At 52.6% G+C, this 14798-nt stretch carries 11 protein-coding genes; 9 read left to right on the forward strand and 2 right to left on the reverse strand.

Features of this window, described 5'->3' with window-relative positions:
* Positions 1 to 78 precede the first annotated feature (78 nt).
* The 7 genes from gltB to EHW58_RS04485 all read left to right on the forward strand — a co-directional run bounded on the left by gltB (position 79) and on the right by EHW58_RS04485 (position 9921).
* Positions 79 to 4545, forward strand: coding sequence for a glutamate synthase large subunit (gene gltB / locus EHW58_RS04455; RefSeq protein WP_152794990.1), 4467 nt, complete (start codon positions 79 to 81; stop codon positions 4543 to 4545).
* A 12-nt stretch (positions 4546 to 4557) separates the two neighbouring features.
* Positions 4558 to 5970, forward strand: a complete 1413-nt coding sequence (locus tag EHW58_RS04460) for an FAD-dependent oxidoreductase (RefSeq protein ID WP_152794992.1) — start codon at positions 4558 to 4560, stop codon at positions 5968 to 5970.
* A gap of 122 nt (positions 5971 to 6092) precedes the next feature.
* Positions 6093 to 6788, forward strand: coding sequence for a 5'-methylthioadenosine/S-adenosylhomocysteine nucleosidase (mtnN, locus tag EHW58_RS04465; RefSeq protein WP_152794994.1), 696 nt, complete (start codon positions 6093 to 6095; stop codon positions 6786 to 6788).
* Positions 6789 to 6800: 12 nt separating this feature from the next.
* On the forward strand, positions 6801 to 7760 hold the full coding sequence (locus EHW58_RS04470; protein ID WP_152794996.1) for a cobalamin biosynthesis protein: 960 nt from the start codon (positions 6801 to 6803) through the stop codon (positions 7758 to 7760).
* Between the two features lie 12 nt (positions 7761 to 7772).
* Complete coding sequence (gene btuF, locus EHW58_RS04475; protein WP_152794998.1) at positions 7773 to 8621, forward strand: vitamin B12 ABC transporter substrate-binding protein BtuF; 849 nt, start codon at positions 7773 to 7775, stop codon at positions 8619 to 8621.
* A gap of 20 nt (positions 8622 to 8641) precedes the next feature.
* Positions 8642 to 9256 carry a TRIC cation channel family protein gene (locus EHW58_RS04480; RefSeq protein WP_046074211.1) on the forward strand — a complete coding sequence of 205 codons (615 nt, stop codon included), beginning with the start codon at positions 8642 to 8644 and terminating at the stop codon, positions 9254 to 9256.
* 101 nt (positions 9257 to 9357) lie between these two features.
* A complete protein-coding gene (locus tag EHW58_RS04485; RefSeq protein ID WP_152795000.1) occupies positions 9358 to 9921 on the forward strand; it encodes a flavodoxin family protein in 564 nt (187 codons plus the stop codon).
* A 113-nt stretch (positions 9922 to 10034) separates the two neighbouring features.
* On the opposite strand, the gene tyrS is transcribed toward EHW58_RS04485, so the two are convergent.
* Positions 10035 to 11222 carry a tyrosine--tRNA ligase gene (tyrS, locus tag EHW58_RS04490; RefSeq protein WP_152795002.1) on the reverse strand — a complete coding sequence of 396 codons (1188 nt, stop codon included), beginning with the start codon at positions 11220 to 11222 and terminating at the stop codon, positions 10035 to 10037.
* Positions 11223 to 11466: 244 nt separating this feature from the next.
* Between tyrS and EHW58_RS04495 the strand changes: the two genes are divergently transcribed.
* A complete protein-coding gene (locus EHW58_RS04495) occupies positions 11467 to 12789 on the forward strand; it encodes a peptidoglycan DD-metalloendopeptidase family protein (protein ID WP_046074035.1) in 1323 nt (440 codons plus the stop codon).
* A gap of 77 nt (positions 12790 to 12866) precedes the next feature.
* Here the strand turns inward: EHW58_RS04495 and erpA are convergent, their stop codons facing one another.
* The gene (gene erpA, locus EHW58_RS04500) at positions 12867 to 13208 is read right to left on the reverse strand and encodes an iron-sulfur cluster insertion protein ErpA (RefSeq protein WP_021022145.1); all 342 of its coding nucleotides are present in this window, start codon (positions 13206 to 13208) and stop codon (positions 12867 to 12869) included.
* Between the two features lie 213 nt (positions 13209 to 13421).
* Here erpA and hemL point away from each other — a divergent pair, with 213 nt between their 5' ends.
* Positions 13422 to 14714 (forward strand): glutamate-1-semialdehyde 2,1-aminomutase, encoded by a 1293-nt coding sequence (gene hemL / locus EHW58_RS04505; RefSeq protein WP_046074034.1) that lies wholly within the window; start codon positions 13422 to 13424, stop codon positions 14712 to 14714.
* Positions 14715 to 14798: the final 84 nt, after the last annotated feature.

Below are 14798 nucleotides of genomic sequence, written 5' to 3' on the forward strand. Positions count from 1 at the left end.
ATCTGTTCAGAGTGGTCAGGAGGATCACGACAATAAATGCAATCACTGCGCGTAACGCAGTAGCAAGGGAGAATTGCAATGTCGCTGTACAACCCAATGCTGGAAAAAGATAACTGTGGTTTTGGCCTTATCGCCCATCAAGAGGGGGAGCCCAGCCACAAACTGGTTCGTACTGCTATCGCTGCACTTGACCGCATGACCCACCGAGGTGGTATCAACTCTGACGGCAAGACAGGCGATGGTTGTGGACTGCTGCTGCAAAAGCCCGACCGCTTTTTCCGCCTTATTGCCGAACAAAATCAATGGAAGCTAAGCCGCCTGTACGCGGTGGGCATGATTTTTCTCAGTGCCGATCCGGCAAAAGCCCAACAAGCCAAACAACGCTTCGAGCAAGAAATAAACGCTGAAACACTCTCAGTGGTGGGGTGGCGGACGGTGCCGACCAACCCAGACGTACTCGGAGACATCGCCAAACAGTCTCAGCCCGTCATTGAACAAGTGTTTATCAATGGCCCAGCAGGCTGGCGCGCGCGCGATTTAGAGCGACGCCTGTATATCGCACGCCGCCGTGCAGAAAAAGCCTTAGCAGACGATGCAGACTTTTATGTCACCAGCCTATCCACACAAACCATTGTTTACAAAGGTTTGTGTATGCCTGCGGATCTACCACGCTTTTACACCGATCTCGCGGATCTGCGTTTAGAGTCATCAATTTGTTTGTTCCACCAGCGTTTCAGTACCAATACTCAGCCACGCTGGCCGCTCGCCCAACCCTTTAGGTATCTCGCCCACAACGGTGAGATCAACACCATTGAGGGCAACCGTCAGTGGGCACGCACACGTGCATACAAGTTTAACTCCCCTTTATTACCCGACTTGCATCAAGCCGCGCCGTTTGTGAATGAATCAGGCTCTGATTCCTCAAGCCTCGACAACATGATGGAAGTCTTTCTCGCCGGCGGGATGGACTTATTCCGAGCCATGCGTCTGCTGGTGCCGCCCGCGTGGCAAAACCATCCAGACATGGACGACGAACTGCGCGCATTTTATGACTTCAACTCCATGCATATGGAGCCCTGGGACGGGCCTGCAGGCATCGTTATGTCAGATGGTCGCTATGCCGCCTGTAACCTTGACCGCAACGGCCTGCGCCCCGCGCGCTATGTAGTTACCAAAGACAAGTTTATTACGCTCGCCTCCGAGATAGGCATCTGGGATTACGCCCCTGACGAAGTGTCAGAAAAAGGCCGGGTCGGCCCGGGTGAGCTGTTAGTGATCGACACCCGCGAGGGTAAAATTTGGCATTCGGGTGAAATCGATAACGAACTGAAAAGTCGCCACCCGTATCGTGAATGGCTGGATCAGCACGTACGTCGTCTCACTCCCTTTGAAGACTTAGATCCTGACACCAGTGAAGGCAGTCGCAACCTCAAAGACGCCCAGCTTAAGACCTATCAAAAGCTGTTTGGGATGTCGAATGAAGAAGTCGACCAGGTCATCAAAGTACTCGGGGATATTGGCCAAGAGGCTACCGGCTCTATGGGCGATGATACGCCGATGGCCGTTTTATCATCACGCCCGCGCTGTGTGAGCGATTATTTCCGGCAAAAATTTGCCCAGGTAACGAACCCACCGATTGATCCGCTGCGTGAAAACCACGTGATGTCACTGGCCACCTGTATTGGCCGTGAAATGAACGTGTTTTGCGAAACCGACGGTCACGCTGAGCGAGTGGCGTTTAAATCGCCTGTCCTCTTGTTCTCAGATTTGGTCCAGCTGCTCGAGTTAGACGATACCTATTATCGCCACAGCATTTTGGATATTAATTACGATCCGAATGAGAAAGATCTACACCAAGCCATCTTAGATCTATGCGATGAAGCCGAGCGCTGTGTGCGTGATGGAACCGTCTTGGTGGTGCTCTCTGACCGCAGCATCAATAAAGACACGCTCCCTATTCCCGCCGCCATGGCAGTTGGTGCGGTACAAAAACGCTTAGTGAACCAAAACCTGCGCTGTGACGCCAACATCATTATCGAAACCGGCAGCGCTCGCGACCCGCATCAGTTTGCGGTATTACTCGGGTTTGGTGCCACGGCGGTTTACCCATATTTAGCCTATGAAACACTGGCAAACCTTGTTGATATCGGTGCCGTCGATAAGCCGTATCGCGATGTGATGGTCAATTTCCGAAACGGGATTAATAAAGGCCTTTACAAGATCATGTCGAAAATGGGGATTTCAACCATCGCCTCTTACCGCTGCTCACAACTGTTCGAGGCGGTCGGCTTACACCAAGATGTGATTGAGCTTTGTTTCAAAGGCGTGGCCAGCCGCATTCAAGGCGCCAACTTTGATGATTTCCAACAAGATTTGGTCAACCTATCTCGCCGAGCATGGATCAAGCGTAAACCGCTTGAACATGGCGGTCTGCTTAAATATGTCCACGATGGCGAATACCACGCGTATAACCCAGATGTGGTGACCAGCTTACAAAGCGCGGTGCGATCTGGCGAGGCAATGGATTACAAGACCTACGCCAAAACCGTCAACGAGCGTCCTGTGGCGACCTTGCGTGATTTAATGCAACTGAAAAAAGCGGCCTCACCGGTTGCTCTCGAGCGCGTAGAGCCGGCAACGGAGCTGTTCAAACGCTTTGACTCGGCGGCGATGTCTATCGGTGCCTTGAGCCCGGAAGCACACGAAGCGCTGGCCATCGCCATGAACCGTCTCGGCGGACACTCTAACTCGGGCGAAGGGGGCGAAGACCCACGTCGTTTCAATAGCGAGCGCAATTCACGCATCAAGCAGATTGCATCCGGGCGCTTTGGCGTTACCCCGCACTACCTGACCAACGCGGATGTCCTGCAAATCAAAGTTGCCCAAGGTGCGAAACCGGGTGAAGGCGGGCAACTGCCTGGCCATAAGGTGACAGCAGAAATTGCTAAACTGCGTTTCTCCGTCCCAGGCGTGACCTTGATTTCGCCTCCACCGCACCATGATATTTACTCGATTGAAGACTTGGCACAGCTGATCTTCGATTTAAAACAAGTCAACCCGCAAGCAATGGTTTCGGTCAAGCTGGTTTCAGAGCCCGGTGTTGGCACCATTGCCACTGGGGTCGCCAAAGCATATGCCGACCTAATTACTATCTCAGGGTATGACGGTGGTACAGGCGCAAGCCCGCTCACCTCGGTTAAATATGCCGGCAGCCCATGGGAATTGGGTCTTGCTGAAACCCAACAAGCACTGGTTGAAAACGGCTTACGCCACAAGATCCGCTTACAAGTCGACGGTGGTCTAAAAACCGGTTTAGACATCGTCAAAGCCGCTATCTTGGGCGCAGAAAGCTTTGGCTTTGGTACCGCACCAATGGTCGCACTTGGCTGTAAATACCTTCGTATTTGCCACCTCAATAACTGTGCCACCGGCGTCGCTACTCAAGACGAAACCTTGCGTAGTGAATACTTTAAAGGCCTCCCCGAGCAAGTGATGAACTTCTTTAAAGGTCTTGGTGAAGAAGTACGCGAACTGCTCGCCGAACTAGGGGTCGAAAAGCTCACCGATCTGATTGGTCGAACGGACCTCCTTGAGGCAGTTGATGGTTTTACCGCCAAGCAACTGAAGCTCGATTTGAGCCACATTCTCGATGCGCCGACACCTTGGCCAGGTAAGACCTTATATTGCAGTGAGCCGAATACGCCGTTTGATAAAGCCGAGCTGAACCAAGCGCTACTCGGTGAACTGGGTGAAGCCATTGCCGCCAACCACAGTGCTAGCATCTACAAATCGGTCCGCAATACCGACCGTTCAGTCGGTGCCAGCTTGTCAGGGGCGATTGCTAAGCGTTATGGCAATGCGGGCATGGCTGCCAACCCACTGGATGTGCAACTGCAAGGCACCGCGGGTCAATCTCTCGGGGTATGGAATGCCGCAGGGGTGAACATTACCCTTATCGGGGATGCCAACGACTACGTGGGTAAAGGCATGAGCGGTGGACAAATTGTGATCCGCCCACCCATCGGCTCAGCCTTTGCCAGTCACGAGTCTACCATCATGGGTAACACCTGCTTATATGGTGCGACGGGCGGTAAATTGTTTGCTGCGGGTAAAGCTGGTGAGCGTTTTGCCGTGCGTAACTCTGGCGTCCATGCCATCGTGGAAGGCGCGGGCGACAACGCGTGTGAATACATGACGGGAGGCATTGTGGCCATTCTCGGTCGCACTGGGGTCAACTTTGGCGCCGGGATGACCGGTGGCTTCGCGTACGTGCTTGATGAAGAAGGCGACTTTAATGGTCGGATTAACCCTGAGTTGGTTGAAGCGCTGTCGCTGGAGACGTTGGCTATCCATCAAGAGCACCTACGTGGCCTGATAGCCCAGCATTTCGAGCTGACCGGTTCGGATCGTGCGCAGCAGCTGCTCGATGACTTTGACGCTTGGGTACATAGGTTCTACCTCGTCAAGCCAAAAGCCGCGGATGTAAATACCTTATTAGGCCACCAAAGTCGCAGCGCTGCTGAGCTGCGCGTTCAGGCGCAGTAAAAGGAGGGACCCATGAGCCAGAACATCTATCAGTTTATTGATGTGCAGCGCATTGACCCGCGCAAAAAAGCGATCGAGACGCGCAGAATCGAGTTCGTGGAAATATACGAACCGTTCACCGAGAAAGAAGTGTCAGCACAAGCTGATCGCTGCCTTGATTGTGGCAACCCCTACTGTGAATGGAAGTGCCCAGTGCACAACTATATTCCACAGTGGCTCAAGCTTGCTAACGAAGGGCGCATTATAGAAGCGGTTGAGCTATCGCACCAAACCAATAGCTTGCCGGAAGTCTGCGGTCGTGTGTGCCCACAAGATCGCCTATGTGAGGGGGATTGCACGCTCAACGAGGACTTTGGCGCGGTAACCATCGGCAATGTCGAGAAGTACATCACCGATAAAGCGTTTGAAATGGGCTGGAAGCCTGACATGTCACACGTTGAGTGGACCGACAAAAAGGTCGCGGTGATTGGTGCTGGCCCGGCAGGGCTCGCATGTGCCGACGTGCTGGTTCGTAACGGGGTGAAACCTGTGGTCTTTGACCGCTACCCAGAAATTGGTGGCCTGCTCACCTTTGGTATTCCATCGTTTAAGCTCGAGAAAGATGTGATGCGGCATCGCCAACGTGTCTTTACCGAGATGGGCGTCGAATTTCGCCTCAATACCGAAGTGGGCAAAGATATTGACATGCAAACCTTGGTCGATGACTACGATGCGGTTTTCTTAGGGGTGGGTACCTACAAGTACATGCGTGCTGGGCTGGCCAATGAAGATGCGCCCGGCGTCTTTGATGCGCTGCCCTTCTTAGTCTCCAACACCTACAAAGTGATGGAACTGAATGACGCACCACCGTTCATTGATATGGCCGGTAAACGTGTGGTGGTACTCGGTGGTGGCGATACTGCGATGGACTGTGTTCGCACCTCGATTCGCCAACAAGCCGCCAGTGTCACCTGTGCCTACCGCCGAGATGAAGAAAACATGCCAGGCTCACGCCGTGAGGTGAAAAATGCCCGCGAAGAAGGGGTCAACTTTATGTTCAACCTGCAACCGCTGGGGATTGAAGTTGACGGTAACGGCAACGTAAGCGGGGTCACCGTGGTGAAAACCCAACTGGGTGAGCCTGATGCTGCGGGTCGCCGCCGCCCAGAGCCGATTGAAGGCAGTGAGCATGTGCTGGAAGCAGATGCAGTGATCATGGCCTTTGGTTTCCAACCTCATGCTATGGAGTGGCTAGAACCTTATGATGTCGCCCTGGATGAGCGTGGTCGCATCCAAGCGCCGGCAAAAGGTGATATCTTGTATCAAACCACTAACCCCAAAATTTTTGCCGGGGGCGATGCGGTAAGAGGTTCCGACTTGGTGGTCACTGCCATTGATGAAGGTCGCAAAGCCGCCGAAGGGATCATGGATTACCTGGAAGTGTAGCCCCGCGACAATCAATCCGTGTGAAACCACATCGAGATAATCGATTGAGAAGTGCCTCAAAGGAGGCACTTTTTTATTGCCTCATGTACACTATCGGCATTTATGCGAACAGGATTATCACCATGAAAATCGGCATCATTGGCGCAATGGAGCAAGAAGTGACTCTGCTGCGTGACAAGCTTGAAAACAGCACAACCCACCAAGAAGGCGGTTGCACCTTTTATACGGGGACGCTGCAAGGCCATGATATCGTGTTACTTCAGTCTGGCATTGGTAAAGTCGCTGCAGCGGTCGGCACAAGCTTGCTGCTATCGCAATTCAAGCCCGATTGGGTGATCAATACAGGCTCAGCGGGCGCGTTCGAGCCTTCACTTAACCTAGGTGACGTGGTTGTATCCTCTGAGGTGTGCTACCACGATGCCGATGCCACTGCATTTGGCTATCAAATGGGACAAGTTCCGCAGCAACCGGCGGTGTTCGAGTCCGATGAAGCATTAATGCAACTCGCGGAGAAAGCAGTGGATAGCCAAACACATGTGGTGCGTGGCTTGATCTGTACCGCCGATACTTTTGTGCACACCGATGCCCACCGCCAACATATCCAAACCCACTTCCCTGATGCGGTAGCCGCAGAGATGGAAGCGGCGGCAATTGCGCAAGTGTGTGCTCAGTTTGCCACCCCTTTTGTGGTGGTGCGTGCCATCTCGGATGTGGTCGCCGAAAAAGAGTCACCCATGACCTTTGAAGAATTTTTGCCGTTAGCGGCGAAAAGTTCCTCGGCCATGGTGGAAAATATGGTCGCGATGATTGACGCCTGATCGCACGCCCCCATGGATGATTTGCTCAACCCGCAACAATGGATGATTTACGCCGCCGACCAGGGCCGCTTATGGGCGCTGTGGTTGGCGGTATTAGTGCACTGGCTACTCCCATTGCCCAGTCAGTACTCTCCATTTCAATACTGGCGACAGTATGCAGCGTTGCTCGCGAGCCAAGTCAACAAAGACACAGACCCTAAGCGCCAGCGTAAGCTTGCCGGTGCGCTCGCCTTAATGTTAATGGGCGGCACCCTCGCCATTTTTTTAATCGCCGCCCGTGAACTTGTGTGGTCGCGCCCCCTGTTCGATGCGATATTACTCTGGCTCGCGCTAGACTGGCGCCCCATCGATAAGTTTGGTCATGCCATCGCTCACGCGATAGACCAACATGATAAAGGCGCAGCGCGCGCGTTGCTCGCCACGCGAGTAAACCGTGAAACCGAGTCTCTGTCATTGATCGGAATAGGAAAAGCGGGCGCGGAAACACTGCTGCTCGGTACGGCTCGTCACTGTGTTTGCGTGATATTTTATTATCTCCTCGCAGGCGGTGTCGGTGCCTTGCTATACACCAGCTTGGTACACCTTCATCGGGTTTGGTCCCCTAGCCGCTTAAGCTATTACCCGTTCGGGCTCGCCAGCGCACGCTTATTGAACCTGTTGGATATAGTGCCAATGGGGCTGTTTGCTGTGATCGTGGCAATGAGCCGTCAACCTTGGTCACACCTAAAAACCGGCTGGCAGCAGGGCAGACACTGGCGAACGCCTGGTTCAGGTTGGCTACTCGCGTGTGCAGGAAGTCGCTTTCAATTGTCACTGGGCGGTCCGGCTGTCTATCAAGGTACTAAGACCTTGAGAACCAAAATTGGCTATGGGGTCACCCCTGCGTGTTATCACCTTTTATTGCTGCGCTTGAAGTTAACCCACAGTGTTTTAATCTGGCTCGGGTTATGCTCCTTGGTTTTAATCGTTTAAGGACACTGATTGATGCCACGTTTTCGTGCCCTTTGTACCCTTTTTCGCTTGCAAGCCTGTTGGCTTGTCTTGGCCTTAACATGGATGCCTTTTGCTCACGCCACTCCGTTGCGAGTGATTAGTCTCGCCCCTCACGCCACAGAGCTGGCTTATGCCGCTGGGCTTGGCCCCAATATGGTCGCTGCAAGTGCCTACAGTGATTATCCGCAGCCGGCTCAGTCGCTCGAACGCGTGGCCAACTATCGGGGAGTCAAACTCGAACGCATTATCGCCCTGCAACCGGATCTTATTTTAGCTTGGCGCGGCGGGAATCCGCCCAAACCTCTGGAAGCTTTGGCGGAATTAGGCTTTACCATCCGTTACCTCAACCCAGACACGCTCAGTGATATTGGTCAGTTTATTCGCGAGCTGGGTCATTATAGCGAGAACCCAGACATCGCCACACGCAATGCTAACGCCTTTGATCAAAAGCTGGCGCAATTAAACGCCCAGTACCGCAATGCAGAGGCTGTTCCCTACTTTTACTTACTCAGTGACACGCCACTGATGACCGCCAGTAACCGAGCTTGGCCGAGTCAGCTATTTCGTTTATGTGGGGGGAAAAATATCTTCGCCGACAGCCCCGCCGCCTATCCACAAGTCAATATGGAACAAGTCATCACACGTGCCCCCAAAGTGCTTTTCCACACAGGCGAGCAGCTACCAGACAGTTGGCATTCGATGGCTGAGTTGCTGCCTAAGGCGACGCGCCAGTTTACTTGGTCACTTAACCCGGATTGGCTCACTCGCGCGACCCCTCGTGCATTAAACGCCGCCGAGCAAATTTGTACCGCCCTCGATGAAGTCCGTCAGGCACAATAGGATTTAGCATGACTCAGACCATGATTTTGTATTTATTCGACTTATTCGGTACGGCCGTGTTCGCAATTTCCGGGGTGCTGGTGGCGGGCCGTCTGCGTATGGATCCCTTTGGCGTGGTCGTTCTCGCCTGTGCAACCGCCATTGGCGGCGGGACAGTGCGAGATATGGCGATGGGGGCCACACCTGCGTTTTGGATCACCGACACCACCTATATCTGGGTGATTTTAGCCACCTGTGTGGCCACTATGCTACTTATCCGTCACCCTCGCCGTCTCCCCTGGTACGTGCTGCCTTGTGCCGATGCCATTGGGTTGGCGGTCTTTGTGGGTATCGGTGTCGATAAAGCCCTGAGTTATGGCGCATCTCCCTTGGTAGCGGTGATCATGGGCGTGATCACCGCGTGTGGCGGCGGCATTATTCGTGATGTGCTCGCGCGCGAAGTACCTATGGTGCTGAGAACAGAAGTGTATGCCACTGCCTGTATTGCTGGCGGCATCGTTCATACCCTCGCCGTTCAAGTCAGCCCGGGCTCTGTGACTGCCTCTATTGTGGGTATGGTCACCACACTATTGATTCGCTTAGCGGCGATCCGCTGGCATTTGTCCTTGCCACCATTCGCGCTAGACAGGTCTTAAAAGCCATTATTGGGACAGTATGCCGAGCCTGAATAGACAGTGGTTGAAATTTAGACAACACACCCTAAGGTCTGACGTACAGTCTCAGTAAAGGAGCCACTATGATCAGCATTGCCATTATTTATCATTCTGTCGACGATCATACTCATGCGCTAGCCACCACGATTGCGGAAGGCATTCATGCCGGCGATGCCGAACCTGTGGTTTACCGCATTGAGCCAGACATGATTGAAAACGGACGCTTTGTCGATGACAAGGTGTTTGAAAAGCTTAAAGACGTTGATGCGATTATCTTCGGTGCGCCCACCTACATGGGTGGACCGAGCGCCCAATTTAAGGCGTTTGCCGATGCCTCTAGCCCCACCTGGGAGCGCCAAGACTGGCGAGGAAAGTACGCGGCAGGCTTTACCGTAGGCACCTACCCAGGAGGTGACCAGCCACAGACACTGCAGTATTTCCAAACCTTAGCCAGCCAGCATGACATGCTGTGGTTAAGTCTAGGTCGCGCCAACATAGGGGTGGAAAAGATTAATCCAAGTGGCACAAGCCTTGGAGTGACCGCACACACGCCAGACGATGGTCAACCTAACGAAGCCTGCCTACAAACGGCGTTTTATCTTGGTCAACACATGGTACGTGCACTAAAAGGCGTTTGGCACACCTAGTGGCTAAGCGCCAGTCCCACTATCGGTGTTAAGTATTTGATATAAAAAACCCTCGCGTCATGCGAGGGTTTTGCACTCTCAGTGGCCGCTGAATACGCCACCTAGGGTGCGGTTTAGCTGAGCGTCACCCGAGCAAACTTGCGTTTACCCACTTGGTAAACGGATTCACCCGCGGCAGGCACTAACTTGGTATCTTCGACTTTTTCGCCATCAATTTTCACCGCGCCTTGGCGAACCATACGCAGCGCATCCGAGGTGGAGTTAACCAACCCCGCCTCTTTTAATAGGTTAGCAATCGCCATACCTTGCTCGAAGGTGAAGCTTGGCATTTCATCCGGCATCGCGCCTTTTTGGAAGCGATTGACGAACGTTTGCTCAGCGGCATCGGCGTCGGCTTCGGAGTGGAAACGCGCGATGATTTCTTTGGCTAGCAGGATCTTAATATCACGTGGGTTTTTACCCGCTTGTACGTCCTGCTTAAATTGGACGATTTCCTCGAGGGGACGGAAAGACAGCAGCTCATAGTAATCCCACATCAGATCGTCAGAAATCGACATGATTTTACCGAACATATCATCCGGGCGTTCGCTCACACCAATGTAGTTGTGTGCTGACTTCGACATCTTTTTAACGCCATCTAACCCAACCAGCAGTGGCATGGTCATCACCACTTGCGGCTTCTGTCCTGCTTGCTTTTGTAGCTCACGCCCCATCAGCAAATTGAACTTTTGGTCAGTGCCGCCCAGCTCAACGTCAGCTTCCAATGCCACCGAATCGTGCCCTTGAAGCAGTGGGTAGATAAACTCATGGATAGCAATGGCTTGGTTGCTGGTATAACGCTTTTTAAAGTCATCACGCTCAAGCATGCGAGCCACGGTCGAGCTTGCCGCCAAACGGATCATGCCATCTGTGCCCAACTCCCCTAGCCATTTCGAGTTGAATTCGATACGCGTTTTCGCCGGATCCAGAATTTTGAACACCTGCTCTTTATAGGTCTCTGCATTTTGCAGCACCTGTTCACGTGTCAATGGTGGACGGGTAGTATTTTTACCACTTGGGTCACCCACCATACCGGTATAATCACCAATCAAGAAGATCACTTCGTGGCCAAGCGCTTGAAAAGCTCGGAGCTTATTAAGGATCACTGTATGACCCAGGTGGATATCGGGTGCGGTGGGGTCCGCGCCAAGTTTGATGCGAAGAGGACGATCCTCTTTCAGCTTTGCCACCAGCTCGTCTTCCGGGATTACTTCATCTACGCCACGTTTTAGTTCTGCTAGCGCAGCTTCCAGGCTCGCCATAGTCTCTTGCTCCTACCCAATAGGCAAAAATGTGATAAACCGACATACTACTCGAATAGCGACAGTTTTTGAAACCAGTTAAACTGATAGAGTGTGTACAGGGTGCGCGCAGCGGCTGCCGTCAAAAGATGTTTGTGGTCTTTGTGTCAGCCGTGTCAAATCTACTTCAGGGCATCATCCCCAATAAAACCGATTGGGTGTCTGACTGTCATAACTTTATTCGTAGTGATTCAACATAGTCTTCATGCCGTTAAATAAACTCGCAGCCTTACCTAAGTTACATAAACTCGTTATCGGTGCATTGAGCGCATTCATTGTCTTATTAATCTTGGTACCAGACGGCGCCGATACGCCGCGCCCTAAACCTAATTTCGAACCGGGTAAACATTACCCGTTACCAGTTAAAGCTGTCTCATTACTGCCTCCCAAAGATGAGATGCCCGCGCAGTTTAAGCGCAATATCAACTGGCAAACCTATGAAGTGCAGCCTGGCGAGAGCATGGCGCTACTGTTCAGCCGTGCGGGGTTAAGCCCAACGACCCTTTACCGCCTTGTGAATGCCGACGAAAGAACGCAAACCCTCGCTTACTTAAATCCAGGCGATGAAGTACGCCTAGGGGTAGACGATGACGGCGAACTGGTGCAGCTCATTCAGCCTCGAGGCAGTAATGAAACGCTGATCGTCAACAAAATTGATGATAGCTATCAATCACGTATTGAAACCAAGCACGTGGATACGCAGCTAAACTTTGCGCGCGCGACCATCAAGTCAAACTTCTGGCAAGCAGCCTCGGATGCTGGATTAAACCCAAATCAGATCATGCAATTGGCGGGGATCTTTGGTTGGGATGTGGATTTTGCCCTTGATATTCGCAATGGTGATAGCTTCTCCGTGTTGTATGAAGAAGAGTTTGTGGAAGGGGAGCATATTGGCAGTGGTAATATCCTCGCCGCGACCTTCACTAACCGAGGAGATACCTTTACGGCAGTACGCGCAAAAAATGGTAAGTACTACACGCCGAGTGGTAAAGCGATGAAAAAAGCGTTTTTACGCTCACCGGTTAACTTCCGCTATGTTAGCTCAAACTTCAACCCACGTCGTTTGCACCCGGTCACTGGTCGTGTAAAGCCTCACCGTGGTACCGACTATGTTGCGCCAGTGGGTACCCCCATTAAAGCAGCTGGGGACGGCGTGGTGATGAAAGCCTCGTATAACCGCTTCAACGGCAACTATGTGTTTATCCGCCACAGCTCGACCTATATCACCAAATATTTGCACCTGACCAAGCGTAAAGTGAAAACCGGCCAGCGAGTCAAACAAGGGGATATCATTGGTACGCTAGGCTCAACAGGGCGCGTGACGGGCGCACACTTGCACTATGAGTTTCTCGTCCATGGGGTACACAAAAACCCGCGGACGGTAAAGCTGCCTGAGGCGAAGTCGTTGCAAGGCGAACAGAAAAAGGCGTTTGTGCGACTGGCCGAATCGCGGATGGCTCAGCTAAGTAAGTTTAATCAGTTACTGGCCACCGTGGGCAGCTTGAATCATTACAACCGAGGTGGCTAATCGCCTTGGCGCATAAAAAACGGCGCTCAAAGGCGCCGTTTTTTTATCTCAAAAAGCTGAACGTCGCCATAAAAAGGTTAGACGCTAAACGATGCACCACAGCCACAGGTGGTCGTGGCATTGGGGTTATCAATGAAAAAGCGCGATCCTTCAAGGCCCTCGGTGTAGTCGACCTTACCGCCCATCAGGTACTGTAAGCTCATAGGATCAACCACCAGCATCACGCCGCTTTTTTCGATCTCCATATCCCCTTCATTGACGTTTTCATCGAAGGTAAAACCATATTGGAAGCCGCTACAGCCACCACCGGTGATATAGACGCGCAACTTCAGGTTGGGGTTTTCTTCTTCCTGAATCAGCGTCTTTACCTTGGTTGCCGCGGCCTCAGAAAACTCTAACGGCAAAGGTGCTTCGCTCATTGTTACCTCACATGCTCTTTGTGCTAAGTATGGGATTATCTAATACCTGAGTAAAGTGTTCAAGTATTGCGCGTTTGATCGCAACTGTGATCAGTACGTATTAATTGCCAATCTTGTCTTAACGAAATCATACTCTACCTCGCCAGTGTTCCGTATCTTTGGTTAAAATACGCCAACGCAATTTAGGCCAAGCCTTACCAAACAGGATATGTCATGACCAAATCAGCACAACTTTTTCAACAAGCTAGACGCACCATTCCCGGTGGCGTGAATTCTCCCGTGCGTGCTTTTGCCGGTGTCGGCGGCGACCCTGTCTTCATGGAGCGTGCTGACGGCGCTTACATTTTTGATGCCGACGGCAAAGCCTATATCGATTTTGTCGGCTCATGGGGCCCGATGATCTTAGGCCATAATCACAGTGCTATCCGCGAAGCCGTGGTGGATGCCGCACAGCGTGGCCTCAGCTTTGGTGCGCCAACCGAGAGTGAAACAACCTTGTCGGAGCTGGTTGCAGAGCTAGTGCCTTCGATGGAAATGGTACGCATGGTGAACTCAGGCACTGAGGCGACCATGAGCGCTATTCGTCTTGCGCGCGGATTTACCAAACGCGATAAGTTCATTAAATTTGAGGGTAACTATCACGGCCATGGCGATTGCTTGCTGGTCAAAGCGGGCTCTGGTGCCCTCACCCTCGGTGAGCCCAACTCGCCAGGAGTGCCGGCCGACTTTGCCAAGCACACACTGACCTGCACCTATAACGATCTTGAGTCGGTACGCCACACATTCGAAACCTACCCTGAAGATGTTGCCTGTATCATTGTTGAGCCGGTATCGGGCAACATGAACTGTGTGCCGCCGCAACCGGGTTTCTTACAAGGCCTGCGCGAGCTGTGCGATGAGTTCGGTGCCTTACTGATTTTTGATGAAGTCATGACTGGCTTCCGCGTGGCATTAGGTGGCGCACAAGCTTACTACGACGTAAAACCTGACTTAACCACACTGGGCAAAATTGTCGGTGGTGGTATGCCGGTGGGTGCCTTTGGCGGACGTCGTGAAGTGATGGAATACTTGGCACCGACAGGTCCGGTATACCAAGCGGGAACACTGGCGGGGAACCCCGTCGCCATGGCGGCCGGGCACGCCTGTTTGTCTGAGCTACGTCAGCCAGGTAACCACGATTACTTGACCCATGTTACCAATCAGCTCGCAGAAGGGTTTAAGTCCTTGGCTGACAAACACGGTATTGCGCTGACCACCAACCAAGCAGGCGCGATGTTTGGCTTCTTCTTCACCGAGCAAGAGACCGTCACCTGCTTTAAAGATGTGCAACAGTGTGACACCGAGCGCTTCAAGCGTTTCTTCCACTTAATGCTCGAGCAAGGGGTCTACTTGGCACCTTCCGCGTTTGAGGCCTGCTTTACCTGCTTAGCTCACGGTCAAAAAGAAGTGGACGCTACGCTCGCCGCGGCCGATCACGCTTTTGCGACACTGGCAGCTGACGCGTAAACTCATTACGGCATCAGCGCGTATTTGCCCAGTAAAAAGGCCCCGCAGCGTGCTGCGAGGCCTTTATAGGTTAAAGCGGGGTGA

The sequence above is a fragment of the Salinivibrio sp. VYel1 genome (assembly GCF_009377945.1).
GTDB lineage: Bacteria > Pseudomonadota > Gammaproteobacteria > Enterobacterales > Vibrionaceae > Salinivibrio > Salinivibrio siamensis.